Raw genomic sequence first — 22,462 nt, 5'->3', positions numbered from 1 at the left:
TAACTTCCTTAAGGTCGAAACCCTTTTTTGTCCTTAAATCCTTAAACGGTTTATTGGAAGCCTTAAACCACCTATGCCGACCGCCAAACTGCTTCTTGAAGATACTACCGTTGAGTTGCCGGTTATCGTAGGCACCGAAGGGGAGCGCGCTATCGACATCCGTACCTTACGGCGCCAAACTGGTTACATCACCTACGATCCAGGCCTGGCAAATACGGGTTCGTGCCAGAGCACCATCACGTTCATTGATGGTGAGGCAGGCGTGCTCCGCTACCGTGGCTACAGCATTGAAGACTTGGTCGAACACTCCTCCTTTGTGGAAGTCAGTTACCTCTTGATCTACGGTGAACTGCCCACCCGGGAGCAATTGGAGCAGTTTCAGTACCGACTTACCCGTCACAGCCTGCTCCACGAAGACATGAAAAAGTTTTTTGAGGGCTATCCTCCCAGCGCACATCCGATGAGCGTTTTGTCGGCCATGGTGGCCTCGCTGTCAACATATTATCCGGACTCAACCGATCCGGAAATTACAGAGCTAAACATGATCCGGCTGCTGGCCAAGTTAAAAACCATCGCTGCCTTTTCCTACAAAAAGTCCATCGGCCAGCCCTACGTGTACCCCCGCAACGACCTGAGCTACACGGCCGACTTTCTACACATGATGTTTGCCGTGCCCTCGGAGTCCTACGAAGTGCCGCCTCTTTTCGAAAAGGTTCTCGACGTTTTGCTTATCCTGCATGCCGACCACGAACAAAACTGCAGCACCTCAACGGTGCGCATGGTAGGCAGTAGTGGTGCTGATTTGTTTGCTTCGATTGCGGCCGGCATCAGCGCTTTGTCTGGCCCCCTGCATGGAGGAGCCAACCAGGCAGTTATCCAGATGCTCGAAATGATCCACCAAGATGGGGGCAACTATCAAAAGTATCTTGCGCGCGCCAAAGACCCTAACGATCCCTTCCGCCTGATGGGCTTTGGGCATCGCGTCTATAAAAACTTTGACCCACGGGCTCGCCTAATTAAAAAGCTCGTGGATCAAGTTTTTACTGAAATGGGCATAAACGATCCGCTTTTGGAAATTGCTCAAAAACTCGAGCTTGCTGCCCTTGAGGACGAGTACTTCATTGAGCGCAAGCTGTATCCGAACGTAGACTTCTACAGTGGCATCCTCTACCGGGCGATGGGGATTCCCACCAACATGTACACGGTGCTGTTTGCCATGGGCCGCCTCCCAGGCTGGATAGCCCAATGGAAAGAAATGCGTGAAGACCCCGACACGCGCATTTACCGGCCGCGGCAGATTTACCAAGGTCACCCACAGCGGCCCTACGTCCCCTTGCAAGCTCGGTAAATACCGAGTCGTAGTATCTTAGGCTCAAAAAACCCCTTGGGGTATGCTTCGCGTCGTGCTTATGGGCGCTTTTGCCCTCTTGCTGGCAGGCTGTGGACGCAAAACCCAACCTGCGCCACCTTCGCTTACAGGTCGCATGATTCCCTTTCGGGAAGATGGGACGTTAGCTTTTGTGCGCAATCAGGATACGCTGGTCACCATTAAGATCGAAATCGCCGATACCGACTCGACGCGTCAGCGTGGCCTCATGGAGCGCTATGCCCTTCCAGAACGGAGTGGTATGCTGTTTATTTTTGAGCGCGAGGAAATGCTGGGCTTCTGGATGGCCAATACACCGCTGTCACTGGACATTATTTTTGTTAATGCCGACTCGCAGATCGTCTCAATAGCGAAGTACACCCGTCCTTACTCAACCGAAAACATTTCTTCGCGCTATCCTGCTCAGTTTGTAGTAGAAGTGCCGGCCGGTTTTGCAGATACCTACGGCCTTGTAGAAGGCGACCGCCTACGCTGGAGGCGCTACCCCACAACACCAGTAGCTGCCCGCAATCCATAAAAAAACCGGCTGCCTTGAGCAGCCGGAAAAGAGCGGAAGACGGGACTCGAACCCGCGACCTTCTGCATGGCAAGCAGACGCTCTACCAGCTGAGCTACTTCCGCTTATTGCTGTAGCAGCTAGAATACTACAGCAATTGCCAACTTGTCAACCTGCAAGCAATGGCTTTTATCGCAAAAGTGAGGCTTTAGGTTTCCGCCTTTTGCGCTTGAAAATCCCGCAAAGGGATCGTAAGCGTCACGGCAAAAGGCTGGGCATGCTGTTGTGTCCAGAAACGGAGTCCTTCTTGGTTAGCTGCCAGGACGCCCAGCCGCAGGCGTTGTGCCCCAAGCTGCGCTGCCCATGCCCGCACTGCGGCAACCAAGCGGCTTCCAATACCGAGCCGGCGATAGTTCGGCAGCACATAAAGCTCGTCGATGTACACTTCTAGTTCTTGCCGATAAATAGGCGGCGGACTCCACTGGTGTGCGGAGATGAAGCCTACGAGCTCCCCCTCTCGGTCGGCCACATAGATGCAGTAGATGCGATCTCGTACCCACAGCATAAAATCGTTGCGCCAACGCCGCCGAGCGTCGTCGGCCGGCGCAAAGCGTGGCTCCAGGGCTGCCTGCTCTTCCAGCAACCGGCACCAAAGTCCTTCCACGGCCGCTGCATCGCGCCAGCTTGCTGGCCGCACGATGATCTCTTGCATAAAGCCTCTCCGATGGCCTTGCTCAGGCCTCGGCTACGACGGGCGCCCGGCGAGGTTTCAGGTAGCCTTGACGCACCAAGAGTTCGGCATTGAGCACAGCACCACCAGCAGCGCCACGGATCGTGTTGTGCACCAGGGCCACGAACTTCACGTCGAATACTTCGCACGGGCGAATACGTCCAACAGAAACCGTCATTCCTCGCCCAAGCTCAGCATGCCGCCGCGGCTGCGGGAAATGCGGCTCATCAAAAACCTGCAGCAATCGCTCCGGAGCTGTAGGTAATCCTAGATCAGCAATAGGGCTCCGGAACGCAGCAAGCACGTCACGCACGGTTTCGGCTGAAGCTGGCTGGCTAAGTTTGACTGAAATGCACTCCAGATGCCCTTCAAGCACCGGTACACGATTGCACTGTGCACTGATGCGCAAAGCCGCTGGCTCTACGCGGCCGTCTACCAACCGTCCCAGAATCTTACGCGGCTCGGTAGCCATTTTTTCTTCTTCACCGCTGATAAACGGAATCACGTTGGCCGTAGCATCGAGCGAAGGCACGCCTGGATACCCTGCGCCCGAGAGGGCCTGAAGCGTAGTTACGTGCACCTGTTCAACACCAAAGGCTTGAATGAGTGGATAAAGCGCACACACCAACCCTACGGTAGAACAGTTAGGGTTCGTGACAATAAACCCGCCGTTGGCTTTCCAGGGCTGGCGCTCGATAAGCGCCGTGTGCGTAGGGTTAATCTCTGGGATAAGCAGCGGCACATCCTCCCGCATGCGATAGTTGCGGGCATTAGAAATCACGGGATAGCCGGCCTCGGCGAGCATAAGCTCAATCTCTCCTGCCACATCGGCACTAAGACCAGAAAACACAAAGTCACAATCCAGCTCGGTCGAAATAGGTACGACTTCCTGCTCGGCTACCTGTGGGGGAATCGGTCGACTGCCGATCCAGTGAGCTGCTTCGCGGTAAGGTTTGCCGGACGAACGGTCCGATGCAGCTAGCACGGTGATCTCAAACCAAGGATGATCGGCCAAGAGTTCAACAAATTTTTGGCCTACGGCACCTGTGGCGCCTAGAATGCCTACACGAAACTTCGGTGCAGTCATGGCAATTGGGGTAAGCTTGCTATGTTATTTAGGACAACGCGTTATACGGCAAGTGCCTGTGGGGGTTGTGCTGGAATCAGCCAGGTACCTGGTCGCTCTGGGGCAAGCGTTGAACGAATATGTACCGGAATGCCTGCAGCCACCAGTGGATCGAGGGCTTTGCGGTGCATGCCCAAGCGCCCAGCTTGATTCCAAGCCCAGGCTTCTTCCAACACCAGGGTATCGTAGTGTTCGGCTTGCGGATTTTTGCGTGGATCTTCCGTATACAAGCCGTCTACATCGGTCCAGCGTTCCAGCACGCTCGCCTTCAGCAAAGCTGCCAGCACGGCCGCCGAGTAGTCGCTGCCACCACGCCCTAGGGTCGTGGTACGGCCTTCAGGCGTTGCGCCGATAAAACCAGTCACCACTGGCACGCTGTGCGGACTAAGCCGAGCAAACCAGGACATGACGCGCACGCGTGAAGCTTCTAGGTCGACACTAGCCGCGCCATGCATGCGATCGGTCACCAGCAGTGCGGTGGCATCTTGCGCAAATGCCGACAGCCCACGCGCCTTCAGGGTGGCAGCCAGCAGGGGTGCCATCAAGCGTTCGCCGGCAGCTAGCACCTCATCCCGCCAGGCCGCATCCGATTGGGCCTGGGCCGCCTGAAGGGCTTCATGCAAACGCTTGAGCTCCGCCTCAAGCACCGACATGTACCCTTGTCGCAGCGCTGGATCGTCCTTCAACACAGCAGCCAACGCGCGATGCTCTTGCCGTAGCAAAGCCAAAAGTGCCTCGATGTCCAGCGTGCCTGCCTCAAGGGCCTCATAGGCGGCTACCAGCGTGTTGGTTACGCCGGCTCGCGCCGAAACGACCACAACAACGCGATGGGTCGCAGCTGCCTGAGCAATGAGCTCCGCTACGCGGGCGATCATTTCCGGGCTGCCCACCGAAGTTCCCCCGAACTTGAGCACTTTCAGACCGCTGTTTCGCTCCGCGCCTGCGGCATGCTCCAGGCCTGCTCGGGAATGATCGTGGAGATCCATTCGTGCAAGACTTCGTTGAGGATTTTTGTTTCGATCAAAAAGGCATCATGCCCATGGGGCGAGTGCAACACGTAGAGGGAAGCATTGGGCAAATGGTTGACCAGCTCTTCCTGTTCGACCAGGGGGTAGAGCACGTCCGAGTCAATACCCACGACCAGGGCTGGCTGGCGAATTTCGGCCAACACTTCGGGATATGGGCCTCTGCCTCGCGACACGTCGTGCGAATCCATCTTCTGGGTTAGCCGCACGTAACAGTTTGCGTCAAAGCGCCGCACCAGCTTTTCGCCTTGGTAACGCAGGTAACTTTCGATGGCAAAGAGTTCTTCGGTGTCGCGTACCATGCGGCGCCGCCCAAAACGTGCCTCGAAGGACTGGTAAGAGCGGTAGGAGATCATTGCCATCATACGGGCCGTTGCCAGCCCCTGCACTGGTGGAGCATTAGGATCGTAGTATCCCCCTTGCCAGCGCGGGTCGGCATAGATGGCCTGGCGTTGCGCCTCACTCCAGGCAATACACCAGGCCGAATGGCGACCGCCTACAGCAATAGGTACAATAGACCGCACGTAGTCTCCAAAAAAGGCCCATTCCAACACTTGCATCCCTCCCATCGATCCCCCCACCACAACGGCCACCTGCTGCACGCCTAAGTGCTCTAGCAGACATCGATGCAGGCGAACCGTGTCGCGGATAGTTACTTGGGGGAATTCAGGCCCATAAGGACGGCCTGTAGCCGGATTGATCGTAAGCGGCGAGGCCGTCCCGTAGGGTGAGCCCAGCACATTTGCACAGACCACAAAAAACCGATTGGTGTCGAAAGCCTTGCCGGGTCCTAGCAAATCTCCCCACCACTGATCCACATCTGCGCTACCGGTCAGGGCATGACAGACGACCAAGGCGTTTGTTCCTTCCCGGTTCAGATGGCCCCACGTCCGGTAGGCCACCGGTACCTGGCGAAGCACAACCCCACTTTCCAGGGTAAATTCTGGGAGCATGAAGGTTTGTGTCATGGGTAAGCTTAAGCCGCTTTGGCCAGGGAACACTGTGCCAGCGCCTGTGCGAAGTCTTCCTTAATGTCGTCGATGTGTTCAATACCAACCGATACACGCACCATGTCGGGCGTTACACCAGCAGCCAATTGTTCTTCGGCCGTTAGCTGCTGATGCGTCGTTGACGCCGGATGAATCACCAGCGTTTTAGCATCACCTACGTTCGCCAGCAAACTGGCCAGGCGCACCTGGCTCACAAAAGCGCGACCCGCTTCATAGCCGCCTTTCAGCCCAAACGCCAAGACGGCTCCAAAGCCGTTACGCAGGTACTTTTTGGCCCGCTCATGATAAGGATGATCTTCCAACCCAGGATAGCTGACCCAAGCCACCTCGGGTTGCTCACGCAACCAGCGGGCTAGCGCTAAGGCATTGTCGCAGCTCCGCTGCACGCGCAGCGAAAGTGTCTCTAGCCCTTGAAGCAGCAAAAACGAACCAAACGGATTTGGGCACGGGCCAAAATCGCGCATCCCTTCTACCCGAGCTCGGAGGATAAAGGCCACATTTACCCCCAGTACACCTTGCGGACCAAACGTTTCCCAGAAGTTCAGGCCATGATACCCTGGGGCAGGCTCCGTAAAAGCAGGAAAGCGACCATTATCCCAAGGGAACGTCCCGGCATCCACAATAACGCCGCCAATCGTTGTACCATGGCCGCCGATCCACTTCGTGGCAGAATGCAACACAATATCGGCACCAAAAGCAATCGGACGGCACAAGTAGCCGCACGCACCAAAAGTGTTGTCGACCACCAAGGGTACGCCATGCTGATGCGCCACCTCGGCAATGCGCTCAAAGTCAGGAATATTAAACCTTGGATTGCCAATCGTTTCGACGTACACGGCCTTGGTGCGCTCATCGATCAGCCGTGCTATCGTTTCCGGATCATCTCCCTCAGCAAAACGCACTTCAATGCCGATCCGTGGAAAAGAGACTTTAAACTGGTTATACGTGCCGCCGTAAAGGTAGCTGGTCGAAACAATGTTGTCTCCAGCCTCGGCCAGGGTCGTAAGCGCCAGAAACTGTGCCGCCTGACCGCTTGAAGTGGCCAGGGCTGCTACCCCACCTTCTAGGGCTGCTACGCGACGTTCAAATACGTCGGTCGTGGGGTTCATGATGCGGGTGTAGATATTGCCGAATTCCTGCAACGCAAACAACCGAGCAGCGTGGTCGGCATCTTTGAACACATACGAAGTGGTTGCATAGATCGGGACAGCGCGTGCCTGCGTAGCGGGGTCGGGCTCCTGTCCAGCATGTACCTGCAACGTTTCGAAGCGCAACGGACGGTCAAACGGCGAAGTCGGCATACCGCATGCAGTGGGTTGGTGAACGTTACACAGCCTGACCAGCCCATCTTGCTTGCCCTCGCCCGTATGAGAGGTTATAAAAAAACCTCTCCCGCAACCGACCCGCGGAAGAGGCTACACTGTTCACTGCGCGGCTTAGCCGGCTGGAACAGCTCATCTCCCCTCGCGGTCGCGCGAGGCAGGAATTGGCACCTTTCCCGCTGTCGTCTCTCGACGATCAGTAGGGCGGTTGCCAGGGTTTCACAGGGCCTGTTCCCTCCACCCTTCTGGATGAGCTGGTAAGAACAATCCGTTGGCGCCTTCTACGGGATCTTGCTACCCCGGTTCCCCTGCACCTTACATTGCCGTCCGTGAAAAAATGCCTTAGGACTCTGGCAACGCATCGCGCAGCGCTCCTAAGCGTTGCAACAACGCGTTAATCCGTTCGCAAGCCTCTAAAATGTCGGCTACCGGTCCTGTCCAATCCGCCGGATCGCTGGACAAGCGCAGCAGCTCCTGCATAAACTGGGCATTACCGGCAATAATCGCCAGTGGATTCTTTAGGTCGTGATTGAGCCGGGAAAGCTCCTGTCGCAACCACTGCAACCGTTCCTCAGGCGTTAGGTGCGCACGCATGGTTAATGCCTGGGCCCAAGCGCGAAGCGTTTCTGTTTGGCCAGGCAAGGCTACGCGCAACCGACCCTCAGCCGCCAGCGAGGCCACCAGCCTGGGAAGCTCCGCCTGCTGCCACAACAACACGGGTAGCGGAGGCTGATGGCCCTGAAGCTGTCGAAGACAAAAGCTCAGTAGGCCTTCCGATAGGTCTCCCAAAACCACACCATGCCAAGTCGTTTCCCGCAAGCGCGTTTCCAATAAGGCAACAGAACAAACTTCGACCTGAAGACCATAAGCTTCAAGTCCTCGACGCATTTCACCCCCTGTATCGTCGGCTACCAAGAGCACGCGCACTTGCGATGCTTCCATCGTCAAAAGACCTCCTCCAGCGAACGTGGATGCACAGCCACAATGCCTTGCTCCGAATGCTGCAGGCTCACCACGGCAATTTCAGGATCGTGCTCAAAAAACAATTGCCATCCCTGCGCTGCAGCCTGCTCCAGAAAAGCCAGCTTTTCTTCAATCGTTACTAGAGGACGAATGTCATATCCCATGTTCCAGAGCGGCCGCACATGCACTGCCGTCGGAATAAGGTCAGCCACAAACACCAGTGTGCCCTCCGGACCTGTAATCCGAACGAGCTGCTGGGCTTCGGTATGTCCGTTTACCACTTCCACAAAAACTCCTGGAAGCACTTCACCCGGACCCTTTAAGAGCTGAAGCTGACCCGAGGCCTCTAGTACAGATAGTTTTTCCTGCAAAAACGATGCCCGTTCACGCAAATGGGGACGCCTAGCCCAAGACCAATGCCGCTCCTGAACATAAAATGTGGCATTCGGAAATGCAATCTCCTGCCGATCCCGGCCTTGCCGCGTACTCCCCCCGCAGTGATCGAAGTGTAAATGCGTCAGCACCACATCGGTTACGTCTGCTGCCGAAAAGCCTAAAGCCTGTAGTGACCGGTGCAGTTCGGCATATTCGTAATCGACAGCATAAAGGTCTTGAAATTTGGCATCAAACGCATCTCCTAGACCGTTATCGATAAGCACCAGCCGATTGCTGCTCTCTAAGAGCAAGCAGCGCATGTTGAGTACAATGCGATTGCGTGCATCGGCCGGGGCATAACGCTCCCAAAGGGGTTTGGGCACAATCCCAAACATCGCGCCCCCATCGAGTCGAAATCGTCCTGTTTCTATTGCATGTAGGGTATACGGACCAATTTTAGGCATAGTCATTTACGTATCTGAAGAAGGTGGAAAATGTCCATTCGATTGAATGCGCCGGCGCACCGATTCCATCTGTTCTACCTGTGGAAGCAAGCGTTCCAGATGTGCTACAAGATAGGCCAGGCGCTCATTTTCGGTCAGCAGTTCTAGCACTTCCTGTTGCTGCTCCAGGGTTAGTCCGGCATTGGAAGCCACGACATACGACAGATAGCGCACATCCTGGTAAAGTGCAGGCCGCACTGTCTGCCCCACAAGCTCCAACAGGCGCATATGCTGCGTAATGAGCCGCTCGCGCAGCGCGTGCTGCGGTGCCTCAAAAGGCTCCACGATGCGTTCCACGTCGGCAGTCAAATAAGGCCGGTCCGAATAGAGCTGCACGATGCGAAACCGCTCCTCACCCGTCACCAGAATGTCCATGCGCCCGTCCGCATAGCGGGCTAGGATCCGCGTAATGCGCGCAGTCGAGCCAACGCGCGCCAGGCGTCCTTCCTCGGCCAGCACAATCCCAAACGGGACATCCTGCGCTAAACAATCGCGGATCAAATCCCGATAACGGGGCTCAAAAATATGGAGCGGCAGGCGCTCGCCTGGATAAAGCACTACGCCAAGTGGAAACAAGGGTAATCGTTCCATCCCTATGCAACCTGACCAGCTTTGCCTAACCAGAGAAAGCCTAATGAACACAAGCCGGTGTGGGTTTCCAAAGGCCTTTACCGGAGACGCGAAAGCCGTATTTTCTTGGGGTCACATGGGCCGATCTTTCTAGAGACTGCACCATGCGTCTAGTGCTTTGCAGTTTACTTTTTATTCCTTTTGGCCTCTTGCGTGCACAGGGACTGCCGTTGGTGCACCCTTGGAGCGCAGCGAATGACCCTGCCGAACAGACAGCGTACGTCTGGTGGCGGCACAGTCACTCCTTAGACAGCTGGGGAGGTCTTTCACTCATCGGACCTCAATGGCGATTCGCTGTACGCAGCCGTTTGTTGCTTGTTACCCAGTCGTGGACCACGCGCCTGAACGCTGTCTTCCAGACAGGCCTCTACGGCACCTATACAGCCGACTTCGACGAACTCTACGACGTGCTACGCCTAATTGATTTTTTACGCTATCAGCCGTCGCGCAATCAGCGTTTTTATTTGCGCCTTGGCCCACTCAATCGTACCCGGCTGGGCACCGGCCATGTGGTGGATTTTTTACATACGGCTGCAGCCTGGGACGAACGTACCCTAGGGCTAGAACTGGCCTGGTCAACAGCTGCGTTGGACATGGAAGCTTTTTCTACCGATGTGCGCCGCCAGGCTGTCGCTGGGGCTCGACTAGCCCTTCGTCCTTTCTTTTGGGCTCAAACCAGTCGCTTCCGTTTTCTGACGCTGGGGCTAAGCTACGTGCGCGACCCCGCCTTTCGTCAATCTGCCCTGCTGGAAGCCGTAAACGCAGACCTTTCGCTTAACCTTCTGCCTACCGAAACGCCTGCACTGGTTCCCTTTGTTAGCCTAGCACACTATCGACACTACGGCACCGGCCTACGCCTGGGAGCTTCGCTCCAGAGCCCTAACTTGATCGACCTCATGGCCTTTCAGCTTCGGATGGGGCTCGATTATGACGGCAAAGCATTTTTGCCGGGCTATATGGGCGTTTTTTACCCTGTGCAAAACCTGCGCGCACGCATTCTCGACCCCGCAGCTTATCCCCATACCCTTCGCTATGCCGGCATTAGTCTGCCTGAAGCCAGAGGCGGCAACGGTTTCTTTACAGAAGTGCATTTGCTTTTTCCGCAGCGCTTTGAGCTCTGGTACTTTTTCCGAAAGCACTACGGTTCACAGCGGCTCAGTACGTTTCACTTTCGGCTGTTTTTGCGCACGCGAGAGCTCCAGGTACAAACCGGCATCAGTCGTAGCGGACTGAGCGATTGGCTAGCGCTTTTTCAGCCCATGGGTGCGCAAAGCTGGCTATTTTTCGAAACCCATTATCTCCTAGCGCGCCCCCTCTGGTTACTTGTGCAAGCCCGTTATACCTTTGAACGTTTGCTTGATGCTCCTGGGGGCATTGCTTGTTATCTTCCCCAACGTCGCTTTGCGTCCATGCTTGGTCTGCGATGGGCGCTATGAGTTTGCTTTAGGCAACCCCTTGGCTCATTTCCAACATACGCTGAATGGGCCGCAGGGCTTGTAGGCGGAGCGTTTCGTCCAGTGTGATTTCCGGTTGCTCGTAGCGCAACGCCAAGTAGAGCTTTTCGAGCGTATGCAGCCGCATATGCGGGCACTGGCTGCAATTGCAGCCGCCATCGGGTGGTGCTGGAATAAACGTCTTTTCTGGGCAATCCTTGCGCATTTGGTGCAAGATGCCCTCCTCAGTGGCCACAATAAAGACAGCGTGCGGGCTTTCGCGTGCAAACTTTCGAATCGCTGCGGTTGAGCCAATAAAATCGGCATGCTGCAGCACCGCTTCTTCGCACTCTGGATGTGCTAAAACCAATGCTTCTGGATAGCGTGCTTTGAGCTGCAGAATTTTCTTTTCACTGAAGGTCTCATGCACGATGCACACCCCGTCCCAAAGCACCATGTTTCGCCCGGTTTTGCGCATCAGGTAACGCCCTAAATTGCGATCTGGGGCAAACAGGATAGGCTGCTCAGGAGGAATTTGCCGGATAATGTGTTCGGCATTCGAAGAGGTGCAAATAATGTCGCTTAACGCTTTTACGGCTGCTGAGCAGTTAATGTAGGAAATCACCAGATGATCGGGATATTGCGCCTTAAAAGCGGCAAAGGCATCGGCGGGGCAGCTATCGGCCAAGGAGCAGCCGGCATTCAGGTCCGGAATAACTACTTTTTTGTCCGGGTTAAGGATCTTAGCCGTTTCGGCCATGAAATGCACCCCAGCAAAAACAATCAGGTCGGCATTCGTTTCGGCAGCTTTACGCGACAGGCCTAGCGAATCCCCAATATAGTCGGCCAGGTCTTGAATAACGGGATCCTGGTAATAATGCGCCAAGATGATAGCGTTTTTTTCCTGGCGCAGTCGGTTAATTTCAGCAACCAAATCTAAGGCAGGGTCAATGGGAACATCGACGTAACCTATTTCTGGATGAAGTACTGCCGGTTCAACCATGGCACTGTCGCTTTTGCAAGATAAGCTGCGTTTGTTTTACGCGTGGGAACGGTTATCGTTCAGCAGGAGAGACGGGTTCGGGGACCAGGCGGCCTTGTTCTAAGCGCAGCACGCGGTCGGCTAAGGCCGCTAGCGACAAATTGTGCGTAGCGATGATAAACGTTTGGCCTACTTCGCGGCTTAAGCGGAGGATTTCCCGGTGCAAGGTATCGGCTGTGCGGACGTCCAGATTTCCGGTAGGCTCGTCGGCCAGCACTACCGCTGGTTGGTTCATGAGGGCGCGGGCTACAGCCACGCGCTGCTGCTCTCCACCGGAGAGCATCGAAGGTCGATCATCGGCGCGATCGGCCAGGCCCAACAGCGCCAGCAGTTCCAGTGCCCGCTGCCGCACTTCACGTAGTCGGTAGCCTTGAATCAGCGCTGGCATGGCTACGTTCTCCAACGCTGTAAACTCGGGCAGCAAATGGTGAAACTGAAAGACAAACCCGATCGTCCGGTTGCGAAAGGTGGCTAAGGCTTCGTCATCTTTGTCGAAGATATTTTCGCCGTTGTAACGCACCTCGCCCCGGTCGGGACGGTCGAGAGCTCCTAGCAGATGCAACAGCGTACTTTTGCCTGTACCACTTTCACCGACAATAGCCACCACTTCGCCGGCCGAAACGTTGAGCTCAACGCCTTGCAGCACTTCTAAGCGCCCACCTCTGCCGGTCGGATAGCTTTTCCATAGGTCAATGACTTCAAGGAGCGGCATGAAGTTAGGCTTCGCGCTGAATGCCGTATTTGGTAAGCTTATTGTACAGGTGAGAGCGCTGGATCCCAATTGCCTCAGCGGTTTTGCTCACATTCCATCCAAACTCACGCAGCTTGTGCTCGAGAAAAAGCTTTTCAGCCGCGTCTCGAAAGGCCGTAAAGGTTGGGTAGCGCTCAAGCAGTTCATGAAGGGATCCTGTGCTGGTACCGCTACCCGGATGCACGTAGCGCATGACGTCGCGTGCGGTAATTGTAGGTCCTTCGCTCAAAATAAGCAGGCGTTCGACGACGTTGTAGAGTTCCCGCACATTGCCACGCCACTCGTAACGTTGCAGTTGCTCCAGCGCAGCAGGCTCGAAGGCCTTCGGTGGCATGCCATTTCTCCGGGCCAGCCGCTCCAGTGCAAAACGCGCAATAATAGGAATATCGCCACGGCGCTCGCGCAGCGGGGGCACATGAATCAGAATAACACTTAGCCGATGGTAAAGATCTTCGCGGAATTTTTGCTCTTCGACGAGTTTCCAGAGGTCCTTATTAGTAGCAGCAACAACGCGTACATCGACCGGTATGGTGCGCTCGCCACCTACGCGCTGGATGCGATTTTCTTGCAATGCCCGCAGCACTTTGGCCTGGGCAGCCAGGCTCATATCCCCAATTTCGTCCAGAAATAGCGTGCCCCCATGAGCTTGCTCAAACTTGCCAATGCGCAAGCGCGTAGCCCCGGTAAAGGATCCTTTCTCATGTCCAAACAGCTCACTTTCGATGAGTTCGCTAGGAATCGCAGCGCAGTTGACTTCTACCATAGGGCCATCGCGGCGGGCCGAAAGATGGTGAATCCAACGCGCCACCAGTTCTTTGCCAGTGCCTGGTTCACCTGTGATCAATACGCGGGCTTCGGTAGGGGCTACCCGATGAATCGTCTCGATCACCTGTTTAATTGCCGGGCTTTCCCCCAGGATAGGTGTCAGCTCACCTTCCCAACGCTCGGTTAATACCTGCCGGATGCGCTGGTTTTCGGTCTGAAGCTGGCCGCGCTCCAGCGCATTGCGCACCGTCAACAACAGCCGGTTCAGATCAGGCGGCTTTTCGATAAAGTCAAACGCGCCCAGCCGCGTCGCTTCGACGGCAGTTTCAATGGTGCCGTGGCCAGAGATCATCACAACGGGAAGCTCCGGCAACTGCTCAGACAACGTGCGCAGCACCTCCATGCCATCGCGGCGCGGCATCTTAATGTCGAGCAGCACCAGGTCGTAACGCCCCTCACGCACCTTTTGCAATGCCTCTTCGCCATCGACGGCCTCCTCGACCGCGTAGCCTTCGTATTCCAAAATTTCGCGCAGCGTACGCCGGATGCTGCGCTCGTCGTCGACCACCAGAATTGTGGCCATTGCAGGCTTTAGCGGGCTTGCGTGGCACGCGCAGCGACCCGGGCTAGAGCGATCTCCGCTTCGGCAGCCTGGGCCGACTCTGGATAACGCGTGCGCAACGTTTCATACATCTTCTGCGCTTCGGTATAGTTGCCGGCAGCCTCATAGTTGCGGCCAGCCTGCAACAGGTATTGGGGTGCAACTACAGGGTTTGCGTAACGTTCAGCGGCTCGGCGGTAGAGCTCGGCTGCACGTGCACGATCCCCCTGATTTTCCGCAACCGCTGCCTGCCCTGCCAGTGCCGATGCCGCCAGCATGGGGTCATCGGTCTTGAAGGCGGCCCAGAGTGCGCGCGCCTGCTCATAGTCTCCCAACTGGTAGAGCGCGTCAGCTGCATAAAAACGGGCGAGATTCCCAGCATCGGTACCGCCGTAAGCACGCGCAATCGCCAGCAACCCCTGCGTGTCTTGCGTGCCGTCAAGCGCTTCGCGATACTTTCCTTGCTCATAGAGCGGAAGCACCTGGCTCAAAAGCTGCTGCGCTTGCTGCTCTTGGTGCCGCTGATAGTACGTATAGCCGATCAGTCCAGCCAAAAGCACCACTAGCCCCGCTAGTGCCAGATAGAAATACCTACGCTGTCGATGGTAAAAGTCCAGCCAGCGCGCATAGAGCGTAACGACAGCGTCTCCACGCGCGGCCTTTTTTTCAGCAGAAGCTGTACGCGAAATAACGGCCATGCAGTAAACAGGTTGATGTTGCAAAAATCACAGGTTAGTAAAGATAACTGTGCCAAGACCGGTGCTTCAACGCCAGTCTTTCAGAACGTTTCCCTAATTGCTCACGGGCTTTTTGCTCAGATTTTCTTTAAATTCCTGCTACCCCTCTCGCCCGAGGGGACGCTTCAAGCGTAAGCTATACTACAAAGGCTTTCCTGCAACCAGTAACGGAGAACGGTACTATGGCCATCAGACTAGGCATTAATGGCTTTGGCCGCATCGGGCGCCTGGTTTTGCGGTCCATTTTGGAGCGCAACTTGACCGACCAGTTCGATGTCGTTGGGGTAAACGACCTCACCGACGCTGCGACGCTGGCCCATCTATTTAAGTATGACTCAGTGCATGGCGTTTTCCCCGGCGAGGTGCGTGCTGAAGGCGACGAGCTCATTGTGAATGGAGATCGCTTTCGGGTTTTTAGCGAAAAAGACCCCAAAAACTTGCCTTGGGGCGAATTGGAGTGCGATGTTGTGATCGAGTCAACCGGCGTGTTCCGCTCGCGCGAAAAGGCGGCGCAGCACTTGGAAGCTGGCGCCAAAAAGGTGATCATCTCTGCACCGGCCAAAGGAGAGGTAGATGCCACCATCGTGATCGGCGTTAACGACCACGCGCTGACCGGCAAAGAGCAAGTGGTCTCCAACGCCAGCTGCACCACCAACTGCTTGGCACCCATGGTCAAGGTGCTCGACGAAGCCTTTGGCGTGCGGCGTGGTTTCATGCTTACCGTGCATGCCTATACAGCCGATCAGCGCTTGCAAGACGCGCCCCACAGCGACCTCAGGCGTGCTCGGGCCGCAGCTGTTTCGATCATCCCCACCACCACCGGCGCTGCCAAAGCCGTTGGTCTTGTACTGCCCCATCTAAAAGGGAAGCTCGACGGCTTTGCGCTTCGCGTACCCGTACCCGACGGTTCTGTTACCGACTTTACAGCCGAACTTGAGCGCGAAGTCACCATTGAGGAAGTCAACGCAGCCTTTCGCAAGGCAGCCGAAAACGAGCTCAAAGGGATCTTGCAGTACACAGAAGACCCCATTGTGTCGTCCGACATTCTTCATAACCCCCACTCATGCATCTTCGACAGCCTATCGACCATGGTCATCGGTGGTAACCTGGTTAAGGTCGTAGGCTGGTACGATAACGAGTGGGGCTATGCCTGCCGGACAGTCGATCTGGTAGGCAAACTCATGGCCGTAGCCGAACCCGCCTAATGGGCGCAGTTGCCGAACTGCCTTTGGGGAGAGCGAAAGGAGCTCCTTTCGTTCTCCCTTTTTCATGTACCGTTTAATTCAACCGCTCCCTGACCATGTCGACGCTCCAAAAGCTCACCCTGGATGACCTGAACCTCAAAGGCAAGCGTGTGCTGGTCCGGGTCGACTTTAACGTTCCGCTCAAAGAAGACGCCAGCGGCAATCTCGTCGTTGCCGACGATACCCGCATCCGGGAGGCGCTCCCCACGCTGCGGGCTATTATTCAGAAAGGCGGCAAAGTGATTCTCATGAGCCATTTAGGCCGACCCAAGGGACAGCCAGACCCCAAGTACAGCCTGGCACCTGTCGCTCGGCGTTTGGAAGAACTCCTAGGCACACGCGTACGCTTTGTGAGCAATATCGTGGGCGAAGCCGTACGCCAAGCCATTCACAGTATGCCTGAAGGGGGTGTGCTCCTACTGGAAAACACCCGCTTTCATCCGGGCGAGACCAAAAACGATCCAGAACTGGCCCGCCAATTGGCCGAGTTGGCCGACGTGTACATCAACGATGCCTTTGGTTCAGCCCACCGCGCCCATGCTTCTACGGAAGGGGTAGCCCACTATGTTAAGTCAGCCGCAATGGGCTACCTTATGCAACGCGAGGTCGCATACCTGAGCCGACTGCTGGATAACCCGGAGCATCCGTTCGTGGCTATTTTGGGTGGTGCCAAGGTCTCTGACAAAATCGGGGTCATCCAAAACCTGCTGCCCCGCGTCGATCGACTCCTTATCGGCGGCGCCATGAGCTATACGTTCCTTAAGGCCCTGGGCCACCAAGTAGGGGCCTCTCGCGTGGAGGATGACCGTCTCGAGGAAGCCCGCGCCCTCTACGAGCAGGCTGCAGGTAAAATTCTGCTGCCGATCGACCACGTCGTTGCTCCAGAATTCTCCAACGAGGCTCCAGCACAAGTTGTGGCGGGGGACATTCCCGAAGGCCTTATGGGCCTAGATATTGGACCCCAAACGGTTGCCCGTTATCGTGAGGAAATACGAAATGCCCGCACAGTGGTCTGGAACGGCCCTATGGGCGTTTTTGAAATGCCTAACTTTGCTAAAGGAACCTTTGCCATAGCTGAAGCCTTGGCCGAAGCCACCGAGCAAGGCGCCCTAACCGTTGTTGGCGGTGGCGACTCCGTTGCAGCCATTACCCAAGCCGGCTATGCCGATCGGGTAAGCCACGTATCGACCGGTGGAGGCGCCATGCTTGAGTTCTTGGAAGGTAAAGCACTACCTGGCTTAATTGCACTCACCGATAAATCCTAACTGTACTTCGCTCCCCAACTGTATCGTTGGGGAGTTGTTTTGGAAGCCCTTCCAGTCCCATGATATGGCTACGGCAGTCTGATACCTCCACGGTACAAGAAATGCTACGGCAGGATTCGCTGCAGGTTGTAGCAACGCTTAGCACCTTCTGGGCTGAACTCAAAAATCCAGCCCTCTGGATGAAGTTGCTTAGCCTGCTGCTGCACATCCTGTTTATTGCCGCACTGGTGCTTATTGGCTTGCGCCTCATCGATCGCGTCGCCCAGCGATGGATGCAGCGCGTGGCCGATTTGCCAGCAACCCATCCACGACGCCAGCGTGCTTCTACCCTGGCCAACTTGCTGAGCTCTTCAGCACGCTACGCGCTATGGACCGTTGGACTCATCATGATCTTAAGCGAGCTGGGCATTAACGTTAGTGCCTTACTAGCCACAGCTGGCGTAGCTGGCTTGGCTATCGGCTTTGGCGCTCAAACGCTAGTGCGCGACGTCATCAGTGGCGTCTTTCTGCTCTTTGACGACACGATTCATGTGGGCGACCTAGTACGCATCGGCAATGACATAGGCACCGTGGAGCACATCGGCGTCCGACTGATCCGGATACGTAAGTTTGACGGCGAACTGCTCATGATCCCAGCGGGTGAATTGCGCATTTTCGGCAACCGCAGCATCGGCTTTGTGCGGGCTATTGTTGAAGTTGGCTTAGCCTATGAGCAGGATCTCGACACCGTGTTGCCGGTTATCGAGCGTGTAGCCAGCGAGTGGGCCCAAGCGCACCGAGAGATTTTGCTTGAAGAAAAGCCAGAAGTGCAAGCCATCCTCAACTTTGCGGACTCGGCAGTTACGGTTCGCGTCGCCGTACAGGTACGCCCAGGCGAACAGTTCCAAGCTGAGCGAGACCTGCGGCTACGGCTCAAAAGGGCATTCGATGAGCTGGGCATTGAAATTCCCTTTCCACGGCGCACCATTTACGTACGCGAAGAAAAAACGTTGCCCCCAAGACAGATTATCGACACGACCGCGCCTTCTTCCACGCCCTCTAAAGAACCCTTGGAAAGTGACTAACGATGGTGGTTTCAATTGAAACACTCCCGCCCTTGCCCCCTCCCCGTCAAGTACTGATGGTCACGCCCGACCACTTCGACGTGGTTTACGTGATCAATCCGCATATGGAAGGCCACCTTGGACAAGTAGACCCCAAGCGGGCACGTGCCCAGTGGGAAGCCCTACGACAAACTTACCAGCAGCTGGGCTTTAAGGTTCACACGCTTGAGGGCGTGCCCCAACTGCCCGATATGGTCTTCTGCGCCAACCAAACGCTGCCCTACCAAACCACCGACGGCAAGCGCGGCGTGGTGCTGAGCCGCATGCACGCCCCTCAGCGCCGCGACGAAGTGCCCCACTTGGCCCGCTTCTTTGCGCAGCAAGGCTACACGTTGACTTCAATCCCAGAAACCGTGCCCGGTAGTTTCGAAGGCATGGGAGACGCCCTTTGGCACCCAGGTCATGCCTTGCTCTGGGGAGGGTATGGCTTTCGCACTGATCGTTCTATCTATGAATGGCTCAGCCGCCAACTCGACGTGCCGATCCTGGCCCTACGACTCGTAGATCCCGATTTTTATCACCTGGACACGTGCCTCAGCCTACTAGACGCTGTTTCGGCCCTGTACGTACCGGCGGCTTTTGACAAGGAAAGCCGGGCACTTTTGCACCAGCACATCCCTAACCTCATTGAAGTGCCCGAACGCGAGGCGCGGGAACTGCTGGCGTGCAATGCACACTGCCCAGATGGTCGCCATGTGTTGATCCAAAAAGGATGTCACGAAACGGTCCGACAGCTGCGCGCTGCCGGGTTTGAACCGATCGAGCTGGATACCAGTGAATTTCTCAAATCTGGCGGCTCGGTTTTCTGCCTAAAGCTGATGTTTTTCTAAACGCCATGATCCAGCGGATCACCATCTGTGGCCTGGGCCTTATTGGAGGCTCGCTGGCCATGGCCTGGAAACGTACACGGCCAGAGCTGCACCTGACCGGCTTCGACCGGCGTGAGGTGCTAGCCAAGGCCAGAGAACTTGGCGTTGTGGACGCCGTCAGCGAGGACGTAGCTGAGGCCGTTGCCCAAGCCGATTTGGTGGTGCTTGCCGCACCCCTGCAGGGGATTCTTTACTTGCTTGAAGAGATCGGCCCACACCTGCAACCAGGTGCACGGGTGACCGACGTTGGGGGTGTAAAACAGCCCATCTTAGCCCATGCCGAAGCGCTGCTGCCCGATACGGTGACCTTTATCGGCGGCCACCCCATGGCTGGCTCTGAACGACGTGGATTAGCCAACGCCGACCCATTCCTGTTTGAAAACGCCACCTACGTGCTCTGTCCACCACGCACGCTTTCAACCCAAACGCTGCAAACGCAGCACGCAGACTTTCTCGAGCTCATCCGGGCACTGGGCGCGCGTGTTTTGGTGCTCGACGCAGCACACCACGACACTGTTGCCGCTGCGGTCAGCCATTTGCCGCAACTATTGGCTGTGCTCCTGGTCAACACCGCGGCTGAATTAAGCAAGGGAGACGATGCATTTTTGCGGCTGGCGGCTGGGGGGTTTCGGGATATGACCCGCATTGCCTCCTCACCATTCGACCTGTGGCGCGATGTGCTTTTTGCCAACGCAGGGCCGCTGCTGGACGCGTTGGGATATTTTGCAGCTAACCTTCAGCGACTACGCAACCGCCTTATCGAAGAAAACGCCGATGCTTTAGCCGAAGCCTTTGCGCAGGCACGCCAGCTCCGCGCACGTATTCCCCGCGACAGCAAAGGCTTTCTCCATCCGCTAGCCGATGTGTACGTACGCATCGAAGATCGCCCTGGGGCTCTGTTTCGCATCACCAAAGCCCTCTACGAAGCCGACCTCAACATTCAAGACATCGAACTGCTGAAAGTCCGAGAAGGCACAGGAGGTACCTTCCGACTAGGCTTTGCAACAGAAACCGACGCCGAACGCGCCTGCTGGGTGCTTCGCCAGGCCGGCATTGAAGCCCGCAGACCTGAAGAATAACGCTATGACAGACGCACCGCTTCAACGCACCCCCCTCTACGACCGCCACGTGGCTTTAGGCGCCCGCATGATGGGCTTTGGCGGTTTTGAAATGCCGCTTCAGTATACCAGTATCTTAGAAGAACACATGGCCGTACGCCAGGCGGCAGGCTTGTTTGATGTATCGCACATGGGCGAGATCTTTGTGCGCGGTCCGCATGCGCTTGCCTTTGTGCAGCACCTGGTGACCAACGATGCAGCCCGGCTTTACGACGGCCGCGCGCTCTACACCGTCATGTGCACTCCCGAAGGCGGCGTTGTGGATGACCTTCTGGTCTACCGCTTCGATGCCGAAACCTACATGCTGGTCGTCAACGCAGCCAACATCGAAAAGGACTTTGCCTGGATGCAGGCGAACAATCCCATGGGTGCACACTTGGAAAACCGCTCGGAGGCCATCGCACTGCTAGCACTGCAAGGCCCAAGGGCCTTTGAGATCGCCCGCCGCTTGGTGCCTGAGCTCACACCCGAAACGCTCCGCTACTACCACTTTCAGGTGATGCCACCTGGGACCTTCGTAGGCTGCCGCTGGGCTGTGCTTTCGCACACTGGATACACAGGAGAACCAGGCCTAGAAATCTACTGCGAAGCGGAGCAAGCCGGCACGGTTTGGGATGCCCTACTTGAGGCCGGCTACGACTTAGGCCTTAAACCCGCTGGCCTAGGCGCACGCGATACGCTGCGCCTAGAAGCGGGATACTGCCTCTACGGACACGAGCTGGACACCACGACTAACCCGCTGGAAGCTGGCCTAGACTGGGTGGTTAAATTGGATAAAGGCGAATTCATCGGCCGCGAAGCCCTGCAGCGCATCCGAACCGAAGGGCCGCGCCGGCGGCTAGTTGGTTTAATCTTGGAAGACCGGGGCATTCCTCGCGCCGGCTATAGCATTGTCAATGCTGAAGGCGCACCTATAGGGCAAATCACCAGTGGCACCCTCTCTCCCGTACGCCAACAGGGCATTGCCCTAGGCTACGTGCCCAATCACCCCGCCTATACAGAGCCAGGACAGCCATTGGGCGTCCAAATTCGCCAGCATGTCGTTCCAGCACGCGTGCATCGCCCCCCTTTTGTGGCACTTCACAAAAAATAGCCAAGTCAGCCACAGGCAATGCCCACTACTGTTCGTAATTTTGGGTCCACAGAATACGTAGCGCTCTAAACTATAGCGCAGGACTACCTTCCCTTGGGGTGTAGTAGGCAGCAAAGACTGGCATGAACGTCGACGTCTTTCTCACTGGCAGTCACGTAACCGAAGAAGATGTAGAGGGGCGCACGGTCGTGGTGATCGACGTCCTACGGGCTTCTTCCACCATTATCACGGCCTTGGCTAATGGAGCCCGAGCCGTGATCCCGGTAGCCGATATGGATCAGGCCGGAAAGATTGCAATGAACCTAGACCCTAGCACCTACTTACTGGGCGGGGAACGCGATGGCGATCGTATCGACGGCTACCACCTGGGCAACTCTCCTTTGGAATATACGCCGGACGTGGTGCACGACAAGACCATCATCCTCAACACCTCTAACGGTACCCGAGCGCTATGGAACGCCCGAGAAGCACGACATTTAATTGTAGGTGGCTTTTTGAATGCTGACCGTGTCGTCCAGTTTATCCGCGAGGCCGGGCTAGACCTAACGATCATCTGCGCTGGGAACCACGACCGGGTTACGCTGGACGACACGCTCTGCGCCGGCCTTATCCTACATCGGCTCTGGAACGGCCAAGAGCCAGAGCAGGTCAGCGATGCTGCACACATTGCCCTGACACAGTACCTGCATGACCGTGACGCGCTGGCCGAGGCGCTGCGCCAAAGTAACCATGCGCGATGGCTCACCGCCAAAGGCTACGGTGCCGATGTGGAGTACTGCCTACAACTCGACATCTTGCCCGTGTTACCCTATTACCAAGAAAACCGGCTCGTTCGGTGGTCTGGGCGTCTGGCTGAATCTAGTTCCTGACCGCT

Annotated in this window: 22 protein-coding genes, 1 tRNA gene and 1 riboswitch; of the genes, 10 read left to right on the top strand and 13 right to left on the bottom strand. The window is 56.4% G+C overall.

All coding sequences use genetic code 11. From position 1 onward, the window contains the following. Positions 1-73: 73 nt before the first annotated feature. Positions 74-1,348: a citrate synthase gene (locus J8E65_RS04885; RefSeq protein WP_210374278.1), complete on the top strand. Its 1,275-nt coding sequence runs from the start codon at positions 74-76 to the stop codon at positions 1,346-1,348. Positions 1,349-1,391: 43 nt separating this feature from the next. Then, positions 1,392-1,904, top strand: a complete 513-nt coding sequence (locus tag J8E65_RS04880) for a DUF192 domain-containing protein (protein WP_210374277.1) — start codon at positions 1,392-1,394, stop codon at positions 1,902-1,904. Positions 1,905-1,935: 31 nt separating this feature from the next. On the opposite strand, the gene J8E65_RS04875 is transcribed toward J8E65_RS04880, so the two are convergent. The 9 genes from J8E65_RS04875 to J8E65_RS04835 form a co-directional block, all read right to left on the bottom strand. Continuing rightward, positions 1,936-2,008: transfer RNA gene (locus J8E65_RS04875), tRNA-Gly, on the bottom strand. A gap of 83 nt (positions 2,009-2,091) precedes the next feature. After that, positions 2,092-2,595: a GNAT family N-acetyltransferase gene (locus tag J8E65_RS04870; RefSeq protein WP_210374276.1), complete on the bottom strand. Its 504-nt coding sequence runs from the start codon at positions 2,593-2,595 to the stop codon at positions 2,092-2,094. Positions 2,596-2,617: 22 nt separating this feature from the next. Then, a complete protein-coding gene (asd, locus tag J8E65_RS04865) occupies positions 2,618-3,700 on the bottom strand; it encodes an aspartate-semialdehyde dehydrogenase (protein ID WP_210374275.1) in 1,083 nt (360 codons plus the stop codon). Between the two features lie 41 nt (positions 3,701-3,741). Next, positions 3,742-4,725, bottom strand: a complete 984-nt coding sequence (locus J8E65_RS04860; RefSeq protein ID WP_237181671.1) for an aspartate kinase — start codon at positions 4,723-4,725, stop codon at positions 3,742-3,744. Further along, a complete protein-coding gene (metX, locus tag J8E65_RS04855; RefSeq protein WP_210374274.1) occupies positions 4,656-5,732 on the bottom strand; it encodes a homoserine O-acetyltransferase MetX in 1,077 nt (358 codons plus the stop codon). Before metX ends, J8E65_RS04860 begins: the two co-directional genes overlap by 70 nt. An 8-nt stretch (positions 5,733-5,740) precedes the next feature. Further along, positions 5,741-7,075 carry an O-acetylhomoserine aminocarboxypropyltransferase/cysteine synthase family protein gene (locus tag J8E65_RS04850; RefSeq protein ID WP_210374273.1) on the bottom strand — a complete coding sequence of 445 codons (1,335 nt, stop codon included), beginning with the start codon at positions 7,073-7,075 and terminating at the stop codon, positions 5,741-5,743. 150 nt (positions 7,076-7,225) lie between these two features. After that, positions 7,226-7,352: riboswitch (SAM riboswitch) on the bottom strand. 86 nt (positions 7,353-7,438) lie between these two features. Further along, positions 7,439-8,038: a histidine kinase dimerization/phospho-acceptor domain-containing protein gene (locus J8E65_RS04845; RefSeq protein ID WP_210374272.1), complete on the bottom strand. Its 600-nt coding sequence runs from the start codon at positions 8,036-8,038 to the stop codon at positions 7,439-7,441. Positions 8,039-8,040: 2 nt separating this feature from the next. After that, positions 8,041-8,904 carry an MBL fold metallo-hydrolase gene (locus J8E65_RS04840; protein WP_237181670.1) on the bottom strand — a complete coding sequence of 288 codons (864 nt, stop codon included), beginning with the start codon at positions 8,902-8,904 and terminating at the stop codon, positions 8,041-8,043. Further along, positions 8,905-9,528 carry an LON peptidase substrate-binding domain-containing protein gene (locus J8E65_RS04835; RefSeq protein ID WP_237181669.1) on the bottom strand — a complete coding sequence of 208 codons (624 nt, stop codon included), beginning with the start codon at positions 9,526-9,528 and terminating at the stop codon, positions 8,905-8,907. Between the two features lie 143 nt (positions 9,529-9,671). On the opposite strand from J8E65_RS04835, the gene J8E65_RS04830 reads away from it, so the two are divergent. Further along, positions 9,672-11,003: a hypothetical protein gene (locus tag J8E65_RS04830; RefSeq protein WP_210374271.1), complete on the top strand. Its 1,332-nt coding sequence runs from the start codon at positions 9,672-9,674 to the stop codon at positions 11,001-11,003. Between the two features lie 7 nt (positions 11,004-11,010). Here J8E65_RS04830 and nadA read toward each other — a convergent pair whose 3' ends face one another. The 4 genes from nadA to J8E65_RS04810 are packed head-to-tail and all read right to left on the bottom strand — an operon-like array spanning position 11,011 to position 14,857. Next, complete coding sequence (gene nadA / locus J8E65_RS04825; RefSeq protein ID WP_210374270.1) at positions 11,011-12,003, bottom strand: quinolinate synthase NadA; 993 nt, start codon at positions 12,001-12,003, stop codon at positions 11,011-11,013. A gap of 52 nt (positions 12,004-12,055) precedes the next feature. Next, complete coding sequence (locus J8E65_RS04820; protein ID WP_210374269.1) at positions 12,056-12,754, bottom strand: ABC transporter ATP-binding protein; 699 nt, start codon at positions 12,752-12,754, stop codon at positions 12,056-12,058. Positions 12,755-12,758: 4 nt separating this feature from the next. Beyond that, positions 12,759-14,141, bottom strand: a complete 1,383-nt coding sequence (locus J8E65_RS04815; RefSeq protein ID WP_210374268.1) for a sigma-54-dependent transcriptional regulator — start codon at positions 14,139-14,141, stop codon at positions 12,759-12,761. 8 nt (positions 14,142-14,149) lie between these two features. Beyond that, a complete protein-coding gene (locus J8E65_RS04810) occupies positions 14,150-14,857 on the bottom strand; it encodes a tetratricopeptide repeat protein (protein ID WP_210374267.1) in 708 nt (235 codons plus the stop codon). A gap of 221 nt (positions 14,858-15,078) precedes the next feature. Here J8E65_RS04810 and gap point away from each other — a divergent pair, with 221 nt between their 5' ends. From gap to J8E65_RS04775, 7 genes are all read left to right on the top strand, one after another. Next, positions 15,079-16,101, top strand: a complete 1,023-nt coding sequence (gene gap, locus J8E65_RS04805) for a type I glyceraldehyde-3-phosphate dehydrogenase (protein WP_210374266.1) — start codon at positions 15,079-15,081, stop codon at positions 16,099-16,101. 95 nt (positions 16,102-16,196) lie between these two features. Continuing rightward, a complete protein-coding gene (locus J8E65_RS04800; protein ID WP_210374265.1) occupies positions 16,197-17,405 on the top strand; it encodes a phosphoglycerate kinase in 1,209 nt (402 codons plus the stop codon). Between the two features lie 59 nt (positions 17,406-17,464). Next, entirely contained in the window at positions 17,465-18,469 is a 1,005-nt protein-coding gene (locus J8E65_RS04795) for a mechanosensitive ion channel family protein (protein ID WP_210374264.1), read from the top strand. 2 nt (positions 18,470-18,471) lie between these two features. After that, positions 18,472-19,338, top strand: coding sequence for a dimethylarginine dimethylaminohydrolase family protein (locus tag J8E65_RS04790; protein ID WP_210374263.1), 867 nt, complete (start codon positions 18,472-18,474; stop codon positions 19,336-19,338). A gap of 5 nt (positions 19,339-19,343) precedes the next feature. Further along, complete coding sequence (locus J8E65_RS04785) at positions 19,344-20,456, top strand: prephenate dehydrogenase (RefSeq protein WP_210374262.1); 1,113 nt, start codon at positions 19,344-19,346, stop codon at positions 20,454-20,456. A gap of 4 nt (positions 20,457-20,460) precedes the next feature. Continuing rightward, positions 20,461-21,588 carry a glycine cleavage system aminomethyltransferase GcvT gene (gene gcvT, locus J8E65_RS04780; RefSeq protein ID WP_210374261.1) on the top strand — a complete coding sequence of 376 codons (1,128 nt, stop codon included), beginning with the start codon at positions 20,461-20,463 and terminating at the stop codon, positions 21,586-21,588. Positions 21,589-21,710: 122 nt separating this feature from the next. Continuing rightward, complete coding sequence (locus J8E65_RS04775) at positions 21,711-22,457, top strand: 2-phosphosulfolactate phosphatase (RefSeq protein WP_210374260.1); 747 nt, start codon at positions 21,711-21,713, stop codon at positions 22,455-22,457. The last annotated feature ends 5 nt before the right edge of the window (positions 22,458-22,462 follow it).

Source organism: Rhodothermus bifroesti, assembly GCF_017908595.1.
GTDB classification, from domain to species: domain Bacteria; phylum Bacteroidota; class Rhodothermia; order Rhodothermales; family Rhodothermaceae; genus Rhodothermus; species Rhodothermus bifroesti.
Note: the sequence above shows the minus strand (reverse complement) of the source record. Positions and strands in the feature narration are given on the sequence as shown.

What these genes read in the sequence shown, in the direction of transcription:
- J8E65_RS04885 (WP_210374278.1), top strand. Translation starts at nt 74, where the DNA reads ATGCCGACCGCCAAACTGCTTCTTGAAGATACTACCGTTGAGTTGCCG.
- J8E65_RS04880 (WP_210374277.1), top strand. Translation starts at nt 1,392, where the DNA reads ATGCTTCGCGTCGTGCTTATGGGCGCTTTTGCCCTCTTGCTGGCAGGC.
- J8E65_RS04870 (WP_210374276.1), bottom strand. Translation starts at nt 2,595, where the DNA reads ATGCAAGAGATCATCGTGCGGCCAGCAAGCTGGCGCGATGCAGCGGCC.
- asd (WP_210374275.1), bottom strand. Translation starts at nt 3,700, where the DNA reads ATGACTGCACCGAAGTTTCGTGTAGGCATTCTAGGCGCCACAGGTGCC.
- J8E65_RS04860 (WP_237181671.1), bottom strand. Translation starts at nt 4,725, where the DNA reads ATGGATCTCCACGATCATTCCCGAGCAGGCCTGGAGCATGCCGCAGGC.
- metX (WP_210374274.1), bottom strand. Translation starts at nt 5,732, where the DNA reads ATGACACAAACCTTCATGCTCCCAGAATTTACCCTGGAAAGTGGGGTT.
- J8E65_RS04850 (WP_210374273.1), bottom strand. Translation starts at nt 7,075, where the DNA reads ATGCCGACTTCGCCGTTTGACCGTCCGTTGCGCTTCGAAACGTTGCAG.
- J8E65_RS04845 (WP_210374272.1), bottom strand. Translation starts at nt 8,038, where the DNA reads ATGGAAGCATCGCAAGTGCGCGTGCTCTTGGTAGCCGACGATACAGGG.
- J8E65_RS04840 (WP_237181670.1), bottom strand. Translation starts at nt 8,904, where the DNA reads ATGACTATGCCTAAAATTGGTCCGTATACCCTACATGCAATAGAAACA.
- J8E65_RS04835 (WP_237181669.1), bottom strand. Translation starts at nt 9,528, where the DNA reads ATGGAACGATTACCCTTGTTTCCACTTGGCGTAGTGCTTTATCCAGGC.
- J8E65_RS04830 (WP_210374271.1), top strand. Translation starts at nt 9,672, where the DNA reads ATGCGTCTAGTGCTTTGCAGTTTACTTTTTATTCCTTTTGGCCTCTTG.
- nadA (WP_210374270.1), bottom strand. Translation starts at nt 12,003, where the DNA reads ATGGTTGAACCGGCAGTACTTCATCCAGAAATAGGTTACGTCGATGTT.
- J8E65_RS04820 (WP_210374269.1), bottom strand. Translation starts at nt 12,754, where the DNA reads ATGCCGCTCCTTGAAGTCATTGACCTATGGAAAAGCTATCCGACCGGC.
- J8E65_RS04815 (WP_210374268.1), bottom strand. Translation starts at nt 14,141, where the DNA reads ATGGCCACAATTCTGGTGGTCGACGACGAGCGCAGCATCCGGCGTACG.
- J8E65_RS04810 (WP_210374267.1), bottom strand. Translation starts at nt 14,857, where the DNA reads ATGGCCGTTATTTCGCGTACAGCTTCTGCTGAAAAAAAGGCCGCGCGT.
- gap (WP_210374266.1), top strand. Translation starts at nt 15,079, where the DNA reads ATGGCCATCAGACTAGGCATTAATGGCTTTGGCCGCATCGGGCGCCTG.
- J8E65_RS04800 (WP_210374265.1), top strand. Translation starts at nt 16,197, where the DNA reads ATGTCGACGCTCCAAAAGCTCACCCTGGATGACCTGAACCTCAAAGGC.
- J8E65_RS04795 (WP_210374264.1), top strand. Translation starts at nt 17,465, where the DNA reads ATGATATGGCTACGGCAGTCTGATACCTCCACGGTACAAGAAATGCTA.
- J8E65_RS04790 (WP_210374263.1), top strand. Translation starts at nt 18,472, where the DNA reads ATGGTGGTTTCAATTGAAACACTCCCGCCCTTGCCCCCTCCCCGTCAA.
- J8E65_RS04785 (WP_210374262.1), top strand. Translation starts at nt 19,344, where the DNA reads ATGATCCAGCGGATCACCATCTGTGGCCTGGGCCTTATTGGAGGCTCG.
- gcvT (WP_210374261.1), top strand. Translation starts at nt 20,461, where the DNA reads ATGACAGACGCACCGCTTCAACGCACCCCCCTCTACGACCGCCACGTG.
- J8E65_RS04775 (WP_210374260.1), top strand. Translation starts at nt 21,711, where the DNA reads ATGAACGTCGACGTCTTTCTCACTGGCAGTCACGTAACCGAAGAAGAT.